This is a genomic window from Embleya sp. NPDC008237, assembly GCF_042956465.1.
In the GTDB taxonomy this organism is placed as follows: domain Bacteria; phylum Actinomycetota; class Actinomycetes; order Streptomycetales; family Streptomycetaceae; genus Embleya.
In genome coordinates this window covers 44,150-65,831 of sequence record NZ_JBIBGL010000027.1, presented here as the reverse complement: position 1 = coordinate 65,831, position 21,682 = coordinate 44,150, and the positions used below count along the sequence as shown (strand labels likewise).

22 protein-coding genes are annotated in these 21,682 nt (G+C 71.4%); 13 read left to right on the top strand and 9 right to left on the bottom strand.

Annotated features, from left to right (window positions below; genetic code table 11):
- Nucleotides 1–399 precede the first annotated feature (399 nt).
- Both ACFZBU_RS43690 and ACFZBU_RS43685 read left to right on the top strand, forming a co-directional pair.
- Complete coding sequence (locus ACFZBU_RS43690; protein ID WP_391589372.1) at nt 400–3,969, top strand: WD40 repeat domain-containing serine/threonine protein kinase; 3,570 nt, start codon at nt 400–402, stop codon at nt 3,967–3,969.
- Complete coding sequence (locus ACFZBU_RS43685) at nt 3,966–4,868, top strand: tetratricopeptide repeat protein (protein ID WP_391589371.1); 903 nt, start codon at nt 3,966–3,968, stop codon at nt 4,866–4,868. The genes ACFZBU_RS43690 and ACFZBU_RS43685 overlap by 4 nt, the downstream gene beginning before the upstream one ends.
- 486 nt (nt 4,869–5,354) lie before the next feature.
- On the opposite strand, the gene ACFZBU_RS43680 is transcribed toward ACFZBU_RS43685, so the two are convergent.
- Complete coding sequence (locus tag ACFZBU_RS43680) at nt 5,355–6,056, bottom strand: AAA family ATPase (protein ID WP_391589370.1); 702 nt, start codon at nt 6,054–6,056, stop codon at nt 5,355–5,357.
- A gap of 870 nt (nt 6,057–6,926) precedes the next feature.
- Here ACFZBU_RS43680 and ACFZBU_RS43675 point away from each other — a divergent pair.
- Entirely contained in the window at nt 6,927–7,175 is a 249-nt protein-coding gene (locus ACFZBU_RS43675) for a hypothetical protein (protein WP_391589369.1), read from the top strand.
- Nucleotides 7,176–7,414: 239 nt separating this feature from the next.
- Here ACFZBU_RS43675 and ACFZBU_RS43670 read toward each other — a convergent pair whose 3' ends face one another.
- Nucleotides 7,415–7,849 carry a hypothetical protein gene (locus tag ACFZBU_RS43670; RefSeq protein WP_391589368.1) on the bottom strand — a complete coding sequence of 145 codons (435 nt, stop codon included), beginning with the start codon at nt 7,847–7,849 and terminating at the stop codon, nt 7,415–7,417.
- 247 nt (nt 7,850–8,096) lie between these two features.
- Here ACFZBU_RS43670 and ACFZBU_RS43665 point away from each other — a divergent pair, with 247 nt between their 5' ends.
- The gene (locus ACFZBU_RS43665; protein WP_391589367.1) at nt 8,097–9,140 is read left to right on the top strand and encodes a hypothetical protein; all 1,044 of its coding nucleotides are present in this window, start codon (nt 8,097–8,099) and stop codon (nt 9,138–9,140) included.
- A gap of 202 nt (nt 9,141–9,342) precedes the next feature.
- Here the strand turns inward: ACFZBU_RS43665 and ACFZBU_RS43660 are convergent, their stop codons facing one another.
- Entirely contained in the window at nt 9,343–9,699 is a 357-nt protein-coding gene (locus ACFZBU_RS43660; protein ID WP_391589366.1) for a hypothetical protein, read from the bottom strand.
- 467 nt (nt 9,700–10,166) lie between these two features.
- Here ACFZBU_RS43660 and ACFZBU_RS43655 point away from each other — a divergent pair, with 467 nt between their 5' ends.
- Both ACFZBU_RS43655 and ACFZBU_RS43650 read left to right on the top strand, forming a co-directional pair.
- Nucleotides 10,167–10,676 carry a regulator gene (locus ACFZBU_RS43655; protein ID WP_391589365.1) on the top strand — a complete coding sequence of 170 codons (510 nt, stop codon included), beginning with the start codon at nt 10,167–10,169 and terminating at the stop codon, nt 10,674–10,676.
- Nucleotides 10,670–10,909 (top strand): hypothetical protein, encoded by a 240-nt coding sequence (locus ACFZBU_RS43650; RefSeq protein WP_391589364.1) that lies wholly within the window; start codon nt 10,670–10,672, stop codon nt 10,907–10,909. Before ACFZBU_RS43655 ends, ACFZBU_RS43650 begins: the two co-directional genes overlap by 7 nt.
- Before the next feature lie 223 nt (nt 10,910–11,132).
- Here ACFZBU_RS43650 and ACFZBU_RS43645 read toward each other — a convergent pair whose 3' ends face one another.
- Genes ACFZBU_RS43645 through ACFZBU_RS43635 form a run of 3 tightly spaced genes read right to left on the bottom strand, consistent with a single transcriptional unit; the run spans nt 11,133 to nt 12,700 of the window.
- A complete protein-coding gene (locus tag ACFZBU_RS43645; protein WP_391589363.1) occupies nt 11,133–11,444 on the bottom strand; it encodes a hypothetical protein in 312 nt (103 codons plus the stop codon).
- A 57-nt stretch (nt 11,445–11,501) separates the two neighbouring features.
- Nucleotides 11,502–12,389, bottom strand: a complete 888-nt coding sequence (istB, locus tag ACFZBU_RS43640; RefSeq protein ID WP_391589362.1) for an IS21-like element helper ATPase IstB — start codon at nt 12,387–12,389, stop codon at nt 11,502–11,504.
- A complete protein-coding gene (locus tag ACFZBU_RS43635) occupies nt 12,386–12,700 on the bottom strand; it encodes a hypothetical protein (RefSeq protein WP_391589361.1) in 315 nt (104 codons plus the stop codon). Before ACFZBU_RS43635 ends, istB begins: the two co-directional genes overlap by 4 nt.
- 372 nt (nt 12,701–13,072) lie before the next feature.
- Here ACFZBU_RS43635 and ACFZBU_RS43630 point away from each other — a divergent pair, with 372 nt between their 5' ends.
- The gene (locus ACFZBU_RS43630) at nt 13,073–13,507 is read left to right on the top strand and encodes a hypothetical protein (RefSeq protein ID WP_391589360.1); all 435 of its coding nucleotides are present in this window, start codon (nt 13,073–13,075) and stop codon (nt 13,505–13,507) included.
- Between the two features lie 53 nt (nt 13,508–13,560).
- Here ACFZBU_RS43630 and ACFZBU_RS43625 read toward each other — a convergent pair whose 3' ends face one another.
- Nucleotides 13,561–14,910, bottom strand: coding sequence for a helix-turn-helix domain-containing protein (locus tag ACFZBU_RS43625; RefSeq protein WP_391589359.1), 1,350 nt, complete (start codon nt 14,908–14,910; stop codon nt 13,561–13,563).
- A gap of 222 nt (nt 14,911–15,132) precedes the next feature.
- Here ACFZBU_RS43625 and ACFZBU_RS43620 point away from each other — a divergent pair, with 222 nt between their 5' ends.
- From ACFZBU_RS43620 to ACFZBU_RS43595, 6 genes are all read left to right on the top strand, one after another.
- Nucleotides 15,133–15,840 (top strand): hypothetical protein, encoded by a 708-nt coding sequence (locus ACFZBU_RS43620; RefSeq protein ID WP_391589358.1) that lies wholly within the window; start codon nt 15,133–15,135, stop codon nt 15,838–15,840.
- A 5-nt stretch (nt 15,841–15,845) separates the two neighbouring features.
- On the top strand, nt 15,846–17,171 hold the full coding sequence (locus tag ACFZBU_RS43615; protein ID WP_391589357.1) for a UDP-N-acetylglucosamine 1-carboxyvinyltransferase: 1,326 nt from the start codon (nt 15,846–15,848) through the stop codon (nt 17,169–17,171).
- Nucleotides 17,168–18,193 (top strand): serine hydrolase domain-containing protein, encoded by a 1,026-nt coding sequence (locus ACFZBU_RS43610; protein ID WP_391589356.1) that lies wholly within the window; start codon nt 17,168–17,170, stop codon nt 18,191–18,193. The genes ACFZBU_RS43615 and ACFZBU_RS43610 overlap by 4 nt, the downstream gene beginning before the upstream one ends.
- Nucleotides 18,194–18,215: 22 nt before the next feature.
- Nucleotides 18,216–19,313, top strand: coding sequence for a UDP-N-acetylmuramate dehydrogenase (locus ACFZBU_RS43605; protein ID WP_391589355.1), 1,098 nt, complete (start codon nt 18,216–18,218; stop codon nt 19,311–19,313).
- Between the two features lie 312 nt (nt 19,314–19,625).
- Complete coding sequence (locus tag ACFZBU_RS43600) at nt 19,626–19,817, top strand: toxin-antitoxin system HicB family antitoxin (RefSeq protein ID WP_331768951.1); 192 nt, start codon at nt 19,626–19,628, stop codon at nt 19,815–19,817.
- Entirely contained in the window at nt 19,814–20,110 is a 297-nt protein-coding gene (locus ACFZBU_RS43595; RefSeq protein ID WP_391589354.1) for a hypothetical protein, read from the top strand. Before ACFZBU_RS43600 ends, ACFZBU_RS43595 begins: the two co-directional genes overlap by 4 nt.
- A gap of 21 nt (nt 20,111–20,131) precedes the next feature.
- Here the strand turns inward: ACFZBU_RS43595 and ACFZBU_RS43590 are convergent, their stop codons facing one another.
- Both ACFZBU_RS43590 and ACFZBU_RS43585 read right to left on the bottom strand, forming a co-directional pair.
- Complete coding sequence (locus ACFZBU_RS43590; protein WP_391589353.1) at nt 20,132–20,551, bottom strand: hypothetical protein; 420 nt, start codon at nt 20,549–20,551, stop codon at nt 20,132–20,134.
- A 33-nt stretch (nt 20,552–20,584) separates the two neighbouring features.
- A complete protein-coding gene (locus ACFZBU_RS43585; protein WP_391589352.1) occupies nt 20,585–21,403 on the bottom strand; it encodes a hypothetical protein in 819 nt (272 codons plus the stop codon).
- Nucleotides 21,404–21,682 lie beyond the last annotated feature (279 nt).

The following is a 21,682-nucleotide window of genomic DNA, read 5'->3' as shown; positions in this document are numbered from 1 at the left end:
ATTAGCCAGGCCAGGTGAGCACCGAATCTCCCTGACCAGACGCGGCGGCCCACTCGGCAATCCGAGTGGGCCGCCGCGTCGGGCAGGGGGGCCGGCGACAGCACCGGCGGGTTGCCCGGCAGGACGAACGCCTCCGGGGCCACGCCGCCGGTGACACCTGGGAAGCCGTCTTCGGATGGGACGGCGACACCCCCGGTCGGCTACGTGTACGACAGCGGCGTACCCGCTTGAACGCAGCGCTTCTCGGGGGTTGAGGAACCCCGACCGGCGACGATGTCGCCGCCCTGACGGCGTTCTCGTCCCCAGGCGACGCCCGCCGCGGATAATTCCCGACGCGGCGTGGGGCGGCCGGGTGAACACCCCGATCATGAACGGCCGTTCGTGAGCGTAGGAGGCCGCTTGGGAGGGCGGCGGCGGGAAGTCTCGTGGCCTAGTCTGGTTTTCGGCGGGCCGCGGGGGCTCCGAGCGGGGGCGCGCATGACGGGTGGTATCGGGGTGTGGCACCCCGGGCAGGTCGTGCTGGACCGTTATGAGGTGCTGCGGACGGCCGGTGTGGGCGGTATGGGTGTTGTGTACCAGGTGCGGCATCTGGGCTGGGATCACGTCCTGGCGGTCAAGGTGCCGCGCCGCGAAGTGCTCGGTTCACCGCACCGCGTCGCCGCGTTCGAGCGGGAGGCCGAGGCGTGGGCGCATCTGGGGTTGCATCCGCACACCGTGCATTGCGCCTACACGCTGCGCGTCGCCGGGTTGCTCACGGTGTTCGCGGAGTGGGTGGACGGGGGCAGCCTCGACGGCGTGATCCGGTCCGGTGCGCTGTACCGCGACGGGCCCGAGCGTGCGCTGGCGCGCGTACTCGATGTGGGCGTGCAGTTCGCCTGGGGGCTCGACCACGCGCACCGCAGCGGGCTGGTGCACCAGGATGTCAAGCCCGCCAATGTCATGCTCACCGCCGACGGTGTCGTCAAGGTCACCGACTTCGGCCTCGCCAAAGCGCGTTCGGAGGTCGGCGGGGTCCGCACCGGGCCGCCGACCGGCGGGCCCGATCCGAGCTTCACCGTTGCCGGGCTGACACCGGCGTACTCCTCGCCCGAGCAGACCGCCGCCGCGCGCGGCGAACCGATTCGGCTGACCCGCGCGACGGACATCTGGTCCTGGGCGGTCAGCGTCCTGGAGATGTTCGCCGGACGGCGTCTGCCCGGCCAAGGCCCTGACGCGCCGTCCGCCCTCGTCCACCTCGTCCGGCACGGCGCGGTCGACCCGTCGGTGCCGCCGTTGAGGCCCGACGTCGCCGATCTGCTCGCCCGGTGCCTGAGGTTCGAGCCCGGGGAACGACCGGCGAGTCTGACCGAGGTGGCGGACGAACTGGTCGCCATCCACGAGGCGACGGCCCGCGTCCGGTACTCCCGCCCTGCCCCGAAGCCGGCCGATCTCATCGGCGACAGCCTGTCGAACCACGCCCTGTCCGCTCTTGACCTGGGCGACGAAGACCGCGCGACCGACCTGTGGGAACAGTCGGCACAACGCGATCCGCACCACCCGCACACCGTCTACAACCGGGGACTGCACGCGTGGCGTGCCGGACGGCTCACCGACGCGCAACTCCTCGACGAGTTGGCGGCGGTACGCGACACGGATCCGCGCGACCGGCTTCGCAGCCATCTCCTGGGCCTGCTCCATCTGGAGCTGAACGATCGCGTCCAGGCCGCCGCGCTGCTGCGTGACGCTTCCGACGCCACGGCCGTGCGGAGCCTGCGGCGGGCCTCGACGGTGCGGCCGCCGCGCGTCCTCGTGCCGGAAACCACGTCGGCCGAATCGCTCGCCATCGCCCCGGGCGCCCGGGTGGCGCTCACCGGCCGCGGCGAACACACGATGCCCACACCGCCCGGCAGCGAGGGCGGAGCCGTCCGCGTGTGGGGTCTGGTGTCCGGAACCTGCCTGCACGCGTGGCCCGCCCACCCACGCACCGCGTACACCGTCGCGCTGAGTGACGATGGGACGCGGGCGGCGTCGGGCGGCGACGACGGGACGGTGCGGGTGTGGGAGACCGACACCGGACGCCCCCTGCACTCGCTGCCCGCCCATACCGGGCCGGTCGAATCCGTCGCGTGGAGCCCGTGCGGGCGCCGGATCGTGTCCGCCACCCCGCACGGGTCCCTCATCGTGTGGGACGTCGACTCCGGCAGGCCGGTACGCGAGCTCCAGCCCCACGACGCGACGATCCACGGATTCCGCGGCTCCGCGGTGTTCGCCCCGGACGGCGAGTCGGTGGTGCGGTGGGAAGCCGGGCAGGCCCGCTTCCGGGTCTGGGAGATCGCGACCGGACGACTGATCCGCAGCCAACGCCTGTATCGATGCCGGGTCGCCCTCGGACACCACGGCCGGGTGGCCCTGGCGAAGGGCGATGACGGCATGGTGACCCTCTGGGCGCCCCTCACCGGCCGGAAACTCGGACAGTTCGAGGGACACCCGTTCTGGGGGGAGCAGTTCGCCGTCGACGCGGACGGCCGCCGCGCCCTGACCACCGGCCCGCTCGGGGCGCAGTTGTGGGACCTCGACACCGGACGCTGTCTTCGCACCCTGCGGGGCCACGGGCGGAACGGACCCGTGGCGATCAGCCCGGACGGCGGTGTCGGGCTGTGCTGCTCCGCGGACGGAGTCCGCGTGTGGGATCTGCTGCCCCTCGGGCCGACCGCGCCCTGGTCGTACGCCCGTCCGCACGAGGCCGCCGCTGTCACCGGCGCAGCCGATGCGGCCGCGACGGCGCTCGATCAGGCGGAACTACTCGCACAGAAAGGGGAGTTCGCCGCTGCAGCGGGCCGCATCCGGGCCGCGCGCGACGCCCCGGGGCACGAACGCCACCGTCCACTCGCGGACCGCTGGGCGGAACTCGGCAGCGCGCACGGCCGCCGCGTCGGTCTGAGATCCGCCTGGCACCAACACACCTTCGAAGCCGGCAACACACCCCTGGCGGTTCTCAGCCCGGACGGACGGCTCTCGCTGACCGCCGCCACACCGTTGCACAGCGCCGTGCTCTGGGACAACACCACCGGACTTCCGCTGCACACCCTTCGAGGCCACACCGAATACGTCCGCCGCGCGGTGTTCGCTCCGGACGGACGGACCGTGTTCACCGGGGACGACGACGACACCATCATGATGTGGGACACCGCCACCGGGAAGTGCCTCAAGCGGCGCACGGGGCACCGTGGGCTCATCTCCGTCGCCATGCTTCTGCCGGACAGCCGACACCTCGCGTCGGCACTCGGGGACCTCACGAACGCATATGCCCGCCGAGCCGTCCGCGAGCACCGCGGCTTCATCACCTCCGCGGCATGCACCCCCGACGGGCACACCGTGGTCACCGGGGGCGTCGACGCCACCGCCCGCGTGTGGCACCGCAGCCTGGCGCATCGGGCCGGACCGGTTCTGGCCGACCACACCGAGACGGTGACGTGCGTCGCCGTCGACGCCACCGGCGAAATGGTCCTCACCGGCTCGTGCGACAAAACCGCGCGCCTGTGGAGCCTGGCGACCGGACGATGCCTGCACGTACTCCGCGGCCACCACGACGACGTCGTCGCCGTCACCTTCGCACCGGACGGAAGAACCGCGCACACCTCGTCCGTTGACGGCACCCTTTGCGTCTGGGACCTGGCGAACGGCCGCGCCATCATGGTCCTGACCGGTCATACCGGCCTCATCAAGACACACCTGACGACTCCCGACGGACGCGCGGCACTGACCGCCGGGAACGACGGGACGATCCGCATTTGGGACCTCTCGCGGGGTACCGCCCTGCGTGTGCTGACCGGGCACACGAACCGAGTCACCGATATCGCGTTGAGCCACGACTGCCGCACCCTGCTTTCCGGCTCGTGGGACAACACCGCTCGACTCTGGTATCTCGACTGGGACTACGACTTCCGAACCCCCGCACCTCGTACGGACGAAGGGATGACATCACCATGATCAGCTCCTGCGCCGGAGAGCACTGCAAACGCCTCGTGAGCCTGTCCGAGGTACCCGGCGGAAACCCGGTCGCGCTCCGGGATCCCGAGGGCTTCGCCGTGTCCTTCCTCATCTGCGGCGACTGCAAGCTCACCTTCTGCGAGCGCTGCGACCCACGACGTATACGTCTCATCCGGGCGCTCCCTTGTGGCGCCTGCGGCGGCAAGCTGTTCGACGGCAACTACTGGCGCAACGCGCGCCGCCAACCCACCCCCGAGGCCGTCGTCCTGCACGACCAGGGCTACGAACTGGCCGCACAGGGCCAACTGGCGGAAGCCATCACCGTCTTCCGCGATGTCATCCGCCAACGCCCCCGGTACGTCCGGGCCCACATCCACCTCGCCGCCGCGCTCGACGGCGTCGGTGACGCCCAAGGCGCGCTCGAAGCCGTCGACAGGGCCCTGCGCATCGCCTCCGACAACCCCGCCGCACTCGTCGACCGCGCGAACTACCTGACCCAGCTCAGCCGCGGCGCGGAGGCGGTCATCGCGTACGACCGGGCCATCAAGCGCCTGCCCGCGCAACTGGCAGCCCACGTCAACAAGAGTCTCGTACTCCTCGACCTGAACCGCGTCGACGAAGCCGTCGCCGCCTGCACCGAGGCGGTCCGCCTCGCCACCACCGGAACCGGCGTCGACATCACTCCCACCGCCACCGCCGCCGCCCACGGCAGCCTCGGCGCGGCCTACCACCGTGCGGGCCGACACGACCTCGCGGTGAACGCCGCCGACCAGGCCATCCAATCCGACCCCGACAATCCCCAGTGGTACACCAACCGGGCCAACGCCCTGATGAACCTGGGACGTCCGGCGGAAGCCCGGCGCGATCGCGAAACCGCCGCGGCCCTGGCCGCGAACTGACGACGGCTCGCACCGGTCCCTCCGCACGGTGCCCCTCGTGCAGGAGAGCGTCGCCGTCCGCGTACCGGCGCAGCCGTCCCGCGGACTTCCACGCCTCGAATGTCAGGGGTTGGGGCTGCTTGTGTGTGAAACACAAAATTGCGACGTGGTGGCGACGTGCGCTGTCTCGCTGCGGAGTACCACTCACAAGCGGGGCGTTCGGTATGCCGCGGACAGAGCGGCACGGGAACCGGCGGATGCGGCAAAGCCGACCTTCGGGTACGAGGGGAGAAGGAAGTCGTACGGAACGAGTGGATCATCACCGCGGGCAAGCGTGTTCGGTGGAGAGGCTTGGGAATTGCTCGACTGCGCCCGCGTCCGGAATCAGCCTCGCGGCACCCTGCAGACGATCGCTGGCATCGGGAGGCGTGGCAAGCCGGGCACTCGCGAACAGATGTGTCTTACTTCCGAGGCGGCCCAGGGCGCACGATGGTCCGCACGTGCGCGTTACGGGCCCGCGGCGGAGGCGGCGAGTCGGTGTGCGGTGACCCGGTGCCATCCGCGCAACGTCCCGCCGACGTCCCGGTTCAGGCCGGTGATCTCACGGGCCGTGGTGTCCGCCCACAACGGGTGCAGGCCCGGGACCACCGTGACCGCCTCGGCGTCCGTCAAAGGCTCCAACCGCACACGCCGATACGTGTGGGAGTGCAGGTTCGGCGCCCGTTTCGGCAGCGCCGTGCCCCAGGCGGGGGAGCCGACGACGATCAGGGCGAGGTCGACGTGCGGGTCCTCGGCCAGGGCCGCGAAATACTCCAATGCGTCCTTCGGCAGGACGTCGGCGTGGTCGACGACGACGGTGCGCGGGGTTCGTTCGAACGCGCGGGTGACGCCGTGTTCGAAGTCGATCCGCGACCGCGGGGCCGTCCGTCCCGGCCACAACCGCCCCCACAACGCCTCCCGCACGATCGCCATCGTCGGGCGGGAACGAAACGTCAACCACGCCGCGTTCCGGCCCCGTTCACCCCGCGCCTCGTCCAGCGCGGCGGCCACGGCGGCGGTCTTGCCGACCCCGGGTACCCCGGTGACGCACAGCACGGCCGGTGTCGCGACCGCCTCCCGCACCGCCTCCCCGACCTCCAACAGCCCGACGGTGGCCGCCGTGCCCCACCCGGACACCACATCGACACCGGCCTCGGCTTCAGTCCACACGCGACGCGCCCTCCCGATCGACACCACCCCCGAACCGACCCAGTCTGGCCCCGAGGTCCGGGCCACGAGTCGAAAACCGGGGAAGTACCGGCGGCGGGCCGGTCGCCCGGTGACGGTGCCGCGTCGAGCACGGACGGCGGCCCGGTGATCTGGGAGGGCGCCTCGGTGGCGGTGGGCGACGGGTTCGGGCTCGACGTCGGGTCGGAGGTCGTCGGTGAGCCGGATCGGAGCCACCGAGACGGCGTCACCGCGACGATGTCTGTGGGCACCTGTAGGTTCCGTGATCGTGTTCGAGGGGTGGCGGGTGCCGGCGGACGAAGAGCGGCGGACGTGGATGCTGGAGCCGTTCGTGGGTGTGGGGTCGCTGCGCTTCGGCTTGACCCCCGACGAGGTCGCGGACGCGATGCGGGAGGTCACCGCGGAATCCGAGCGATACAGGCGTAGTTGTCCGCCGGGCGCGAACGTCTACATGGTCGAGGAGGGGTGGTATCGGGAGTTCGGTCTGCGCCCTGGGCACCCACGCCGGTGCCGAGGCCGCCGCGCCGATTCGCGACGACCTCCTGGAAGCCGCGACCGGTTCGGCCGATCACACCGCCCGGGGCGTGCGGTGGGCCGTCGCCCGCCGCCGGTACCCTTCCCGGGCCAGCGTGTGCAACCGGCTCGACAGCCCCAGGAGTCATCGTGAAAAGTTCGCACACCGCCGGCATCTCGAGAGTGAGGAATGGGTCGTGACCAACCGCGCGGCGGACCCGAACGAGCAAGCCCGCAAATCGTGGGAGCGCGGACTGAGGCTCCTCGACTCCTCCGACGAGGAGGAGCGCTTCCAGGGCGTTTCATGAACATCGTCCACGCCAGGGAGATGGATCCTGCGTGTCGACGGATGCCGACGAGGTGCTTCGCGACTTCGCGGCGGGCCGTCGGCGGCGCTGGTTGCCCGATCGGCTCGCCGTGCGAGCGGCTCGCCTCGCAGTACGTGGCAAGGACCCCTTGAACGCCTACCGGGGCAACCCGGCGGTCAGGTTTTGGCGGACGTGCACCCTGCAGGAGAAGGCGATGGCCGGGGCAATGGCGCTCCTGGGCCTGATAATGATCGTGATCGGTGTCCAAGCCCTCCCGTGAAGCCCACTTGCGCGTCCGGGTGCTCCGTCCCGGCCGTTGTAAAGGGTCTTGCCGGTTGATCCTGTGTTGACCGTTGGGTCTGCAGACCGGCCACCCCGACATCACCGTGGTGTGCGCCGGCGGCGTCGATCGGCCGCCACGGACGCCGCCGCGACCCGAGGACCGTCCGTCCGCCCCGCCTCCTCCCGCGTCCGCAACCTTGGGTGCGGGCCCATGGGATCCGCCTCGTTCCCGCGGGTTCAGCGGGTGTCGATGCGGTCGTCGGTGCCCGGTGTGGGGAGGAGGTGATCGAGCGATCGGGCGTCGTCGTGGGTCCCGCTGTACGGGGTCGAGTTGGTGATGCCGATGTAGACGGGACCGCAGGTGGTGCGTGTCTCGAGCGCGGTCCACTGGTCGAGTTGGTGTTCGGCGTACGCGTGGAGCAGGACGGCGAGTCGGATCTCGTGGGCGGGGGTGAATCGGTTCTCCCGCGCGCCGAGCGGCGGCAGCAGAGCGTCGATCGAGTGGAAGTAGCCGTCGGTTGTGCCCGTGGGGATCGTACGGAACATTTCGAGGTACGCGTCCCCGTACTTCGTCCGCACCCGCAGTATGGCCGACTCGTCCAGGACGTGTTCGGCGTACTCGTGCAACACCAGGGCGAGTTGCCGTCGGTCGGTGTCGTCGAACCCGGTCATCGCCCCAGCGTATCGGCGCGCCCGGGAGCCTCACCCGACCGGGTTCCGGTTCCCGGCCTGCGCGACGCGGGGTCGCGTGCCTCGGGGATCGGAGGCCTTCGCCGGGGGCGGTCGGGTCGCCTGCGCCGGTCGTGGGTGTCCACCGCCGGGGCGGGGCGACCGGTCCGGGCCGTCCCGGAGCGAGGCGGTGTCGGTGTGCGGTGGTACCCAATCGTGATTCGGCCGGTGACATCCGTGGGAGGCGATCGTGACATCCGAGGAACTCGTGTTCGATTACCGGCGGGCGTGTGTGGACGGGTTCGAGGTGTACGAGGGGACCGCGTTGGATGTGCGGATCGTGGTCGCGGGCCTGCCGAGGGCGGTTCGGGACGGGTTCCTGCTCGGGGAGGTGCCTTGGGGTCGGTTCTCCCACGCGTACGGCTCGGGCGAGGACGTGCCCGCACTCCTGGAGTCGATGCGTTCCGCGGACGCGGACGGGGCGATGCACGCGTGCGCGACGTTGTGGGGTTCGGTGTGTCATCAGGGCACGATCGGTTCGGTGGCGCCGCTGGCGGTGCCGTTCCTCTTGCAGATCGCCGCGAACCCTCTCGGGCACGTACGGGCGGACGCGCTGGGCCTGGTCGCCGCGGTGGCGTGTCGCAACCACTGGGGCGACGGGTCCCGCGAGCATCTGTTGCGGGTCGCCGACCCCGACGACGAACCGCGCTTCGACGGGGGCGGCTACCCGCAGAACTGGTCGGTGCGGGCCGCGCGGGACGCGATCGCGGCCGACGCGCACATCCCGATCGCCCTCCTGGACGACCCGGATCAGCAGGTGCGACAGGAGGCGGCATGCGTGGCGGCGGCGTCGTCGGGCCGCGCCGGGGAGTTCTCCGCCGCCCTGCACGAGCGCCTGCGCGCCGAGAAGATCCCGCGCCTGAGGCCGGGTCTGGTCCTGGCGATCGCACAGTTGGCGCGGGAGCACCGTCACGAGGACGCGGTCGGTTTCACCCACGCGTGCTGGACGGACCCAGGACGCCCCGCCGAGGTCCGTGTCGCCGCGGCGCTGGGGTGGCTGTGCCTGGTCGACGACCCGCCCCCCGCCGAGCTGCGTGCGGTCCTGGACGATCTCGTTACGCCCGAACTCGGCCGCCTGATGGCCGAGGTGCCCTGGATAGCGCAGGTCGACCACTACCGCGGCGCCGGACTGACGCGCACCCTTGAGCACATGCTCGGCCCTGTCCGACGCCGCACCGCCTTCCCCGACTCCTGGGCAGAGACGGGGTGGTTCGTCGACGAGCCGCCCTTTTGACCAGTGCACGGGTGACGAGGGTGTCGCGCGCCCGCTGCGTGTCGGGGAAGAACCCCCGGGCGTGGCCGCCGACGGCCCTGCCGTCGTCATCGACGCCGGCGAACGAACGGCTTCTCGCGGTGACGAGTTGCCGCCACCGCTCTGCCGCTCATAGCCACGTTGCTCCTGGGAGGCGGAGCCGGAAGTTCGGGGCCACGCAGGGTCAGCAGCCGGCCGTCACGTTCCCGCAGTAGATCCATCCATAGCGGGCTTCGGGGGTCCGAACCGCGTACCACTTGTGGTGGTAGCTGTTGTAGTCCGACCCGAGTACGACAAGAATCTCCCCCGGGGGGCTGTAGGCGACGGGGTCGGACTTCCCGTACATGTCCTTCCGGACGTTGCCGCCCGAGGACACTGTGGTGTCGACAACCGCTACCGAATCGGCGGCGGTGGTGATGGGTGCGGTTGTCGTCGTGTGCGTGTCGATGGGCGCGGGTAGCGCCTGGGCAGCGGTGGTGGGAACACCGGTCAGCAGGACGGCTCCCGCCACGGCACTGGTGAGTGCAAGTCGAGTACGCATGTTTTCCCCTCAGGGTCGAAGTGTTGCTGTTGCCGTGGTCCGAGGACTGTTCGGGTGTGCGATATGCATGGTGCCGATCGGGACGCCACGCGGCGTTCTGTCAGTCCGCGCAGGTGTGCGCCCACCTCTGGCCCGGTCGGGCCCTCGACCGCGGTGCCCCGACGCCCGTCCCATCACGACGCTCGGGATGCCCCAAGGGTGAGTTCCTGCGTGTGCGTGTGTCTCCCCTTCGTTGTGGCCACACCGCGGCGGACGCGACCGGCCGTCGAAGCATCGATGGATCGAGGTCCCGTTCCCGCCGCGGGCGTGGACGAGTGGCCGGTTAGCGGCTTCCGCGTTCTTCGTGCGACGGTCCAGGCTTGGAGTTGCCGTTTCATCGTCGGGGCCGCGGGCGGTTCCACGCATTCGGTTCGGCGTGGACCGAATCGAGCGGGTGGCGAAGCCTGTTGCGTGGTGAGGGGAGAGCCATGCTGCGCGTGTGTTTCACGGCCGAGGACCTGCTGCGGGTGAGGTTCGCCGACGACCCGGCACCGATGGTGGAGTTGATGCTCGCCGTCGCAATGCTTCAGCGCTCCGATGCGGTCTTCGGGCTCTGGCGGCGGCAGGTGGGCCGGAAGCTGACGCCCTCCTTGAGGCCGTTGTCGGAACTCGTGCCGGCCACCGGCAAGGGGCCGCTGTTCCTTGATCCACCCGACTCGGACTTCGATGGCGGACTCGATCGGGTCCTGTCGAGCCCCACCGCGCTTGTCCGTTCCGAGTTGCAGCGGGTGCACGCCCGAGACCGGCGTCCGAGCCCCTGGACACGCGAGCTGGCCGATCGCGACCGGCACGCCTGGCAGAGAGCCTCGAACATGCTCTGCGGAGTGCGCACGCGCGCATCATCGGCGAGCCCTGGGATCGCATCCGTGCCGGCTTCGACGCCGATCGCGCCTGGCGTGCCCATCTCCTGGCCGGCCGGGGCATCCGCGAGATGCTGACGGGCCTGACCCCGACCGCACGCTGGCGTGAGACGACCCTGGAATTCGACAGCACCGACGATGTCGAGCTCACCCTCGACGGGACAGGCATCACCCTGCTTGTTTTCGACAGGTTGTTTCGGAGCCACTCGGGCAACGTGATTGAGAGCCACGTTGCTCCGTTCGTGGTGGGGATGGACTGTGGTTCGAGTCCGGTTTCGGCAACGAGTTTGAGAGCCACCCCTTTCGGGTGACTTCGGGTGTGCCGGTTCGGCGGTCGGCGGGTTGGTCACGCGGACGTGCAATAGCGTGGGCCCCCGGGTCCTCGCTGCGCTGTGTCCCTGACAGGCGCGGTGCGCGAGGACCCGGTCAGATGACGCAGGCGTGCGTGGGGCCGGCCGGGCTCCCGCGCCCGACCGGCCCCTTCAATGCCCGTTCCGGCCATTCCACCGCGGCAGCAGTGGAGCCGATGGAGCGTCAGGCGCGGCTCTGCGAACGGGACTTGTCCCAGAAGCTACCCGCGATCGACACCACGCCGGCGAACACGGCGATGCCGAAGCCGATGTTGACGTACCGAACGGTCGTGTCGTCTGATGCCCCGGCGATCAGCGGGATACTGCCGACAAGCATCCCCGCCTCGGCGATCAGCAGCCCGGTGATCGTCCACCGGGCGTTGATTCGGGGGTTCGACCGGGGTACCCGGCCGCGCCCCAGCGCGACGGCGAACGTTCCCACGAACACGGTCGAAACGACCGCCAGCACGAGCCAGACAATCTGATCACCACTCATGGCCGCTCCCCTGTCGTCGAGTCGTGATCAGTGTCGCATCGGGCATCCCGCCAGTCTTCATCGGAGCTCGTTCCGGGCTGCTTCGGCGGCGTGTTCGGCTTCGGTGGCCCGCAGCCGGTAGGACTCCGAGCCGGTCTGGACCACGATGGCCAGGAACGTGAGCCGATCGGCGATGGCCGCGCAGAGCCGGGGATCGGTGAAGGTCTGGTCCCATTCGGTGAACGGCGCGTTGCTGGCGACCGCGGTGGACTTGCGTTCCTCACGCTCGGTGAAGATCTGGAAGAGCAGCTTGGCGCCCTTCTTGTCCAGGTTCAGATACCCAAATTCATCCAAACACAGGAGATCGACCTTGCTGTAGCGGGCGATCACCGAGGAGAGGCGGCGGGCCTGTTCGGCCTCGGCGAGCTCGTTCACCAGCGCCGAGGTGGTGGTGTAGCGGACCGAGAGCCCGGCCTCGGCGGCCGCGGTGCCGGCGCCGATCAGCAGGTGGGACTTGCCCGTGCCCGAGTCGCCGATCAGGACCAGCGGGCGCCCGTCGCGGACCCAGGACGGATCGGTGATCATTCCGACGACCTCGGGCGGGACGTTCGGGTTCCAGGTCGGGTCGTACTCCTCCATCCGCTTTTGGCGGGGGAACTTGGCGGCGCGGACCATCCGCTGCTTGCGGCGGGTCTCCCGGTCCGCGCACTCGACCTGGAGCAGGTCGGCGAGGAACTGCTTGTAGGAGTACTTCTCCCGGCCCGCGACCGCGGTGATCTCCTCGAAGCGGGCGCGGATGGTGGGCAACCGCAGTTCGCGGCATGCCTCGTCGATGACCTGGTCCTCCCAGTCCGAGTCCGGCAGCGGGACCCGGGAGGGCGGCAGGTGCCGCCCGGCGACGTCGTCGGCGGCCCGGCGGGCCGCGGCGGTGGTCTCCTCGGCGGCGGGACGGGTTGCGGGGCTCATGCGCTGGTGCCTCTCTGCTGGCGGTCGGGGGCGGAGCGGGGCGGGAGGACCGGCCGCAGGAGCCGGTCGTACTTGGCCATGTCCGGCAGCGGCCGGCTGTCCGGCGGAAGGCGGCGCTCGTGCAGGACGAGCACCCGGCCGCCCGCGGGCTGGTCCCGCGCGGCGTCCCGGGGCGGGCTCTCGGTGTACTTGCGGGCCTCGATCGCGACCAGGTCCGCGCTGACCGAGCCGAGGCGGACCGCCGTCCGCAGCGCGGCGGCCATCGCGTCGGCGGGCAACTGCCGGTGCAGCAGCAGCACCTCGATCAGCATCCGGGTCCCCTCGCGCTCCCCGCACTTGGCCTTCGCTGCGACCCAGAACTCCTCGTGGGCGCGCTCGGGGGGCCGGCGGCGATGCGGGCGCGGTGTCCGCCGGTGGGTGGGTGATCATTTCCGCCACCGGGGAGATCAAAGTTTCCGTTGACACCCACCCCCGCCCAACCCCGCCGCGTCCTGGTCCACGGCACCGGCGCCCGCCGACACCCCTACGCCGACCTCCAACCCCCCGGTCGGCGTTCTGCGGACCTGAGCCGCTACGGGCACCGAAGCCGGGGGAGCGCCGGCTGAACCCGTCGGGACGTCTCGCGCCGCCTTCGGCGCGGCAAGGTGTGTTCGTCTCCGCGTCTCCGTTGTCCCATCGGGGCGTTGGCAGTGTTCGTGGTGCAGGCTCGCGGCGACGAACGCGCCGCATCACCGGCAGGTAGTCCTCGTCCGGCATCCCCTGCGGATTTCGCAAAACGCTGGATCGCGTCCGTCCGCCGCGAATGCACCGACCGGCTCCTCATCACCGGCGAACGCCATCTGCGCATCGTCCTCCACGCGTACGTCGCCCACTACAACACCGGCCGCAGCCACCAGGGCGACGGAATGGACCTGCGCGCCCCGGGCGAGGCCCCGAACGTGACCGCCCTCCCGAGCCGGCCCAGCCGCGCCGTCAGGGCTCCTCGACGAGTACGAAGCAGCCGCATGAAAAGCGCAGGTCAGGACCGGTATCCGAGTATTCGACCAGCACAGGGATTCGACGTTCTCAGCGAATTTGACCGCGTGCTGACAGCGGTGCCCCCGTGCCACTGGTGCTGACCGCCGATTCGGCCCGGCGCGCTCGCATGGGCGCGCTCGGGGGGCCTTCCCGGTCAGGTGATGGCGCACCGCGCGGCGAGTGCGCGGAGTTCGGGTGTCGTGCGTGAGCCGACCAGGAGGCCCGAGACGAGGGCGCGGACGGCGGGTCGGGTGTGGATTTCCTCGGGGGAGCAGCGTTCGGCGTTCAGGAGGGCGTGCAGGCTTTGGTCGCGGCGTCCCCAATGGGCGTACGCGGTGGCGATGTCGGTGAAGTAGCGGCAGCGGCGTTCGACGGTGGGCAGGGTCGCGGGTGTGATGGTTCGGGCTGCGGCGATGGCCGCGCCGGGGTCGCCGGCGGCGTTCTCGGCGGAGATGCGGTGGAGGGTGACGGTCGTGGGTCCGAAGCCGCCGCCGTGGTCGCGGAGCACGACCCCGCCCAGGCGGGCGGCGATGGCGGCCGCCTCGTCGGTGAGTTCCCGCATGCCGTCCCGGTCCCGCGCCCGTGCCGCCGTGTATGCGGCGGACTGCAGCAGCAGTCCTCGTTCCGCGGCGAAGCGTGGAGAAGAGCCCTGGAGGGTGGGGTGGTCGGCGGCGTCGAGGGCGATGCGCATGGCCTGTTCGTGCCACCCGGCCTTGCGGGCGAGAACGGCCAGGTTGCGGGCGGCCTCCGCCGCGACCAAGGGGCTGTTGCCGGCGTGGGCGGTGACGCGGGCGCGGTCGGCGGCCATCCACCCCAACTGGACGTCGTCGAGTTTGATCAGCATGCGCGTGGTCAGCACGTAGACCTCCGCGAGCAGCGCCTGGTGCTCGGCGCTCGCGGTGTCGTCGGCCAAGGCGTGGCCGGCCGCGACCAGGCGCGGCAGGCGTTCCGCGAGGGCGCCGTAGCTGCCGGCGTGATAGTCGCCCATGGCCACCGCCAACGCGCCGCGCAACCGCGTCGTCGTGGTCGTCGGCGGCGCGTCGTCCAGGCCGAGCATCGCATCGCGCACGCGCGCGACCAGGAGATCACCCGACGCTTGCGTCCGCGCGCCGCCGGCCCCGACGAGGGGGAGGGACGCGGTGGCCGCCAGGTTCGCCAACAGGCGTCGTCTGCGCACGTTCTCGCCCTCTCGTGGTTCCTCGCGCACAACAGTAGAACCCGGCAACCCCGGAAGCGATCCACGCGCGGCGGGACGCGATCCCGGTAACGCCGGCGCGGGCGCGAGCCCGAAATCCTCGACCGACAACTCCAGCGCGTGGGCGAACCGCCGGATGACCGTGACGTCCGTCAACGGCGCGAGGCCGCGTTCGTACCGGGAGACCTGGGCGGCGGAGTACCCGGCCCGGCGGCCGAGTTCGGCGAGCGTCCACGCCCGCGCCAACCGAGCCTGCCGTACCCGCATGCCCGAACCCGCACCCTGCCGCTGTTGCCTGACGGTGGCCACGGACGACCTCCTCGCCTGCCGGTGCGGGAACTCCCAGTGATAGCACCCGCACACCCCCACGATGAACCGCTTTGCACAACATGCAAAGGGTTTGCGCCATACGTTCCCGGCCGGGACGCGACGACCCCGTCCGAGGCGTGATGGGACCACGCGGCACCCACTTCCCGGTCCGCGTCCGAGGCGGCCACCTCGCCGTCCGGCCCCACCGCACGAGGAGCGACCGTGCGTACTCCGACCTCACCCCACCCCGATGAACGCCTCACTCCGGCCTACTACATCGACCCCCGGCAGGTCACACACCGCTACATCGCCGACCTGATGGCCGGCTGCGCCACCGTGTTCGACGTCAAGCCGGCCATCGCCGCCGACCTGGCCCACCTCACCGCCACCATCGCCGACACCGCCGACGTCCACCCCGACGCGCGCCTGACCGGAGCGATCCGCATCGAGGACGGGGCCACGGTCGAGGCCGGCGCCACGATCACGGGTCCCGTGCTGATCTGCGCCGGTGCCGTGATCGGGGCCGGCGCGGTGATCCGCGACCACACCGTCATCGGCCCCGATTGCCGCATCGCGGGCGGCGCGGAGATCACCCGCAGCCTCCTGGTCGGCCGCGTGCTGATGGTGCACCACGCGTTCGTCGGGGACTCGATCCTGGGCCACGGCGCCAACATCGGCGCGTTCTGCACCACCACCGGCATGCGCGTCACCGGCCCGGTCACCGAACCCGCCACCACCGAGATCACCCTCGTCCTCGACGACGAGCGCATCACCACCGGCCACACGAAGTTCGGCGCTGTGATCGGCGACGACGTCGCCCTCCCCGCCGGCACCGTGCTGAGCCCCGCCACCCTCATCGGCCCCGGCACGGTGATCTTCCCCCGCAACCACGTCGGCGGCGTCCTGCCACGCGGCACCCGAATCAGGTGACCCCCGTGACCACAGCCCATCCCGTCACCGCCACGGCGACCGAGACGCCCAACGTCCTGCGGATCACCGGCGGAACCCCGCTCACCGGCACCACCACCATCCAAGGCAGCAAGAACATCGCCCTCCACCTCTACGCCGCAGCCCTCGCGTGCGACGGACCGACCGTCCTGCGCAACGTGCCTGGCATCATCGACACCGACGTGTGCGCCGCGATCCTGCGCCACACCGGTGCCGAAGCCGGCCACACCGACGGCGAGTTCCGTGTCACCCCGACCGGGCGCCCGATTGCCGAGATCCACCCGACGCTGGGCGCACGGGTCCGTATCACCACCATCCTGGGCGCCGCCGTCCTGGCCCGCGCCGGCCGCGTGAGCATGCCCCGGCCGGGCGGGGACGCGTTCTGCCCACGCCTGATCGACCGCCACCTCGCCGCGATGACCGAAGTCGGCGCCACCGTCATCGACGACGGCCACACCATCCGCGCCGTCCTCGGCCCGCGCGGCCTGCGTCCGTTCCGTGTCGACGTGAACACCCCCTACGGCCCGAGCATGGGCGCGACCGTCACTGCCCTGCTGCTCGCCGCCCGGGCGCCCGGGAGCAGCCTGATCACCCACCCGAGCGTCGAACCCGAAGTCGTCAACACCGCCGCGTTCCTCGCCGCCGCCGGCGCGAACATCGACTGGGCCGAGGAGGGCCTGCACGTCACCGGCACGGACCGCCTCACCGGCGGGGCCCACACGATCCCCGGCGACCGGATCGAGGCCGCCACCTGGGCGATGGCCTGCGCCGCCACGAGCGGCCGCGTCCTCCTCGACGGCATCACCCTGGCCGACCTGCCCACCGGCCTGACCACACCCCTGCGCGAGGCCGGGGTGACCCTCACCGACCTGCACCACGCCGTCGCCGTCCTGGCCCCCGACCGACTCCTCCCGGTCACCGCCCACACGGGCCCGCACCCGGGGCTGCCGACCGACACCCAACCCCAACTCACCGCCATGCTCACCCAAGCCCATGGCACCTCGACGGTCACCGAGGCGATCTACCCCCGCCGTGACTCCCACGTGACCGGGCTGCGCGCGTTCGATGCCGATGTCACCACCGACGGCCCCCACATCCGCGTTCGCGGACCCGCTCGACTCCACCCCGCCGACGTGCACGGCGACGACATCCGCGCCGCCACCGCCTACCTCATCGCCGCCCTGACGGCGGACGGAACGTCTACGATCCGCGGCATACACCACCTGCGGCGCGGCTACCAACGGCTCCTGCCGACTCTCGCCGCCCTCGGAGCCCACGCCACGCTCACCACGACGGAGAACCCACACCCATGAGCCCGACGCCGTTCACCCGCACCGACGTTCAAGCCCTGCACGACGCCCTCGACACCCTCGTCACCACGGGGGGCAGCCCCGGCGGCATCGTCGTCTGCGGAACGTCAGCCGGGCAACGGCACACGATCACGACCGGCGTCGTCGCACCCGAATGCGGCGACGCCCCACCCACCGAACACACCGCCTACGACGCCGCGTCGCTCACCAAGGTCGTCGCCACCTGGCCGCTGATCGGCCGCGCCCTCGACAACCAACTCCTCGACCTCGACACCCCGGTACGCGCCTACCTCCCCCCGATCACCGGCGACGCCCCCGGCGCCGACGCCACCATCCGCCAACTCCTCACCCACATCAGCGGACTGCGCGCCGAAACGCGCCTGGACCGCTATCGGGGCAACCCCACGCCGCTCGCCGAACTCCTGTGCCGCGAACCACTCGACGAACCCCCGGGCCGCCACCGCTACCTCAACCGGGGCTTCATCCTCCTCGGCCTGGCCCTGGCCCACGTTCATCGACGGCCTCTGCACGAACTCGCCGCCGAACTGTGGACCGACCTCGGCATGACCGACACCACCTACGGACCCGTCACCCGCAGCCCACACGTCGCACCCACGGAACAGCGCCTCGCCGGGGCACCCCGGATCTGGGGCGGCGTCCACGACGACAACGCCGCCCTCCTCGGCGGCATCGCCGGCCACGCCGGCACCTTCACCACAGCGGCCGACCTCGCCGGCTACGCCGAACACCTCCTCGACCGGGAACACCCTCTCCACACCTGGCTAACCGCCTCCAGCACACCCCATGCCCCCGTCGAACCCGGCCTCGACCGAGGACTCGCCTGGCTGGTCGCGGACGACGGCGACGTTGTCTACCACCACGGCTGGACCGGCACGAGCCTGTACCTCGCCCCCACCATCGGCCGCTACATCGCGATCTGCACCAACGCCGTCTACCACGGCCCACCCGGCCCCCGCCTCGTCCCGCTGCGAACCCTCGCCCGCAAGACCCTCGCCACCACCTGACCCCCACCACCCGGAGCCCACCATGGGTGACCTTCTCGCCGACCACACCACCCTGCGGCTCGGCGGCCCCGCTGACCGTCTCCTCGTCCACACCGACCCCACCGCCTGGCCCGACCTCGCCGCCGAACTCCCCGACCACCCCTGGGTCCTGGGCGGCGGCAGCAACGTCCTGGCGCCCGACACCGGCCACCGGGGCACCGTCGTGGTCATGGCCACCCGGGGCATCACCACCACCCACGGCCCGCACGGCACCGTCGAGGTGACCGCCCAGGCCGGCGAACCCCTCGTCGACCTCGTCGCCCACTCCGTCGCGCACGGCCTGTCCGGGATCGAGTATTTGGCCGGCATCCCCGGTACCGTCGGCGCCGCACCCGTCCAGAACGCGGGCGCCTACGGACAGGAGATCGCCGACTCCCTCATAGCGCTCACCGCCCATGACCATCACACCGGCCGCACCGTGCGCCTGGCCCGCGAGCAGTGCCGGTTCGGCTACCGCGCCAGCCGCTTCAAGACCGAACCGGGCCGCTTCACCATCCTCGACATCACCCTGCGCCTGACGCCGCGCATCCACGCCGCACCGATCACCTACCGACACCTCGCCGAAGCCCTCGACGTCGCCCTCGGGACCACACCACCGCTGGCCGAAGCCGCCGCGGGCGTATCGGCCGACCGCGGCGCGCGCGGACTCCTGCTGCCCGCCGACGGCCCCGACGCCCGCCAAGTCGGCTCCGTCTTCCTCAACCCACCCGTCACCATGAGCCAAGCCGCAGCGGTACGCGCAGCGGGAGGACCCGTCAACCGCACCTCGGACGGAACCCGACGCGCCAGCGCGGGTTGGCTGCTCCAACAACTCGGACACCAACCCGGCTCTCGCCTGGGCGCCGGTGTCTGGTGCTCGACCCGCCGCGTCCTCACCCTCGTCGCTCGCGAGCACGCCACCGCAACCGCATTCACCGGCGCCCTGTCCCGCTTGGTGACCGACGTGGAAACCGCTTTCGGCATCTGCCTGCGCCCCGAGCCGACCGACCTCCGGGACTGGGCGCGCGGGCAGGAGCTGCGGGAGCACCCGGGCCTCGCCGTCCTCGACGCCGACACGGACCGCATCCGGGATCACTCGTAACCCGGTCCCCGTCCCGCTGCGCCGGCCCCCCCGCCCCGAGCGGGTCCGGGAGCGCGCCCTGCCCGAAAACGGAGGAGCGGCCCACCGGTTGCGCGCGGCGCAGACCGGCAGCCCTGCGTAGGGATCGGATCAGCGCGCACGGCGCAGTCCGAGCCGAGTCCCGCGTTCGACCGGATCGGCGATGGAGCCGGACGCCGCAGTGATTGCGACCGGCCGTGCGCGGGGTCGGGAACACCGACCGGGCCGGACCGGCGTGGAAACGAACCCTTGCCACCGGTGACGCCACCGCATCGTGGTTGCTAGGTTGGTGTCATGACGGTGATGACGTTGCGGATTCCCGATGACCTGGACGCCTCGATCCGCGCGGGCGCGGCGGCGGCGGGCCTGTCCCTGAACGCCTACATCGTGCGGGCCGCCCGCAGGCAGGCGGTCCTGGACGCCGCCCGGCACCTGGCCGGGCTCGGCTTGGGTGAGGACCTGTGCGGCGAGGGCGACAGCCTGTGAGGCGAGGTGAGATCTGGACCCTCGGCGACGGCCGCAATGTCCTGATCGTCTCCCTTGACGGCCTCGAACAGGCCTACGCGGCACTCCTGGCGATCGTGCTGCACCCCGCGGGGCGCTACCCGGACACCGCGATGTCCGTCGTCGTCGAGGACCCCCTGCCGTGCACGGCCGTGGCGGTCAACCTCCAACAACTGCGCACCACCCGCTTCGACGACGCGGACCTCGTTGGCGCCGTCGATTCTGTGGTGATGGAACGCGTCGACCAGGCCCTGCGCGCGGTCTTGGACCTGTAGGACGACACCCGACGCACGCACCTATTCCGTCGTTCGTTGGATCCGCATGGCGCGGGTGTCCTCGTGTTGGGCGAGCGCGTCGAGGATGCGTTCGGGGCGCGCCGCCGCGGTCGGGTCGATGTGAGGTGATGTGCGCATTCGTTCGAGCCAGTCGGGGAGTTCGTGGACCTGGGTCGCGAGTCGTCGGTGGTGGCCGTCGACGAGAGTGTGGATCCATGTCAGGCCGGTTGTGGCCTGCCATGCCGAGGGTGTGGTCTCGATGAACGCGAGGAGCGCCCGGACCGTTGCCGTTTTCCCCCGGGCGAGTGGCAGCCACCGCTCGATGAGGGTGGCGAGCGCGTCGGGCGTGATCCAGTCGGCCCGCGCCGCGGCCAGGGGATCGGGCACGTCGATGGCGGCGGTCGTCCACATCGTCGGTCGGGGGATGAGGGCGGCGAGCACGTCCGCGCCTTGTCGGTCCCGGTGGAGTGTCGCTCAGGCGGCGATCGCGTCGAGGACGGTGCTCATGATCGGGGGCCACACGCGCGGGAGGTGACGGCGCAGGTGTGGTTCGCGGCTGAACAGGCACATCAGGGTGTGTGCGAGGTGCACCACGGCCGGGGGTTGCTCGAGGTAGGCCCGTACGTGCTCGAGCAGCGGCCGAAGGTCGCCTTCGGTCGCGGTGGTCAGCAGCACTCGTTCGACGCCTCGGCGTTCCTGGTCCCAGCCTCCCCGGGAACTGTCGCCGTGATGGGCGACGGCCCGGCGGTGGGCGTCGAGGAGTTCGAGTAGCAGCGCCCGGGCGCGCGCCGCGACGCAGGTCGTCCCTCGCGCCGCGTCGAAGGCGGCGACAATCGGGGCGTTCAGCCGGTGGGGCAGGAGCAACTCGGCGGAGACGGTCGGGAGGATCCCGGTGACGGGGCCGATCAGCGGGTCGGTGTCCCGGCTCTGCGTGTGCCGGTTCCATGCGCCGCGTCTGCAGTCGCGAAGGCCCGCGTCGACCGCGAGCCACGCGATCTCGTGACCGCACGCAGCGCCTCCGCCCCGGCCGCTGCCGCCGTCACAGGCGGTGGACCACACCGGTCCCATCCCTACCGCCAGGACGCGTCGGACCTCTTCGAACGTGCTGGTTGCGCAGGTGACGAGAGCGTCGCGGAGTCTCGCGGGGTCGATAGGCACGGCGGTGAACGCGGGGAGCAGGAGCAGGGGAAGGGCGGCGGCCGCCGAGCGGTCGGGTCCTCGCGAGTCCACGCTCCACTCGCCGACGTACGCGCGCCCGGTCTGTGGCGTGGCCGCGTCGACGAGGATGTCCATCGCCCAGACCAGGTCGTCTTCTCGGACGTGGTGGCCTCTGCTGTGCGCGACGACCGTCGCGTCGTCGGGCGGGCCCTTGGGTCGGCCGTCGTTCGGCTAAGGGCAAGCGACCCAATCCACCGCGACCACCCCCGACCAGAACACCGGGCACAGCGCCGAACCCGAAGTCGCGAACGTATCCCTGGCCCTGCTGGGCCGGGACCGATCGCCGTCCCTGCCCTCCGCGTTCCGGCACCGGGACGCGGACGCCGGTGCCGACGTGCACGTCGACCGCGAGCG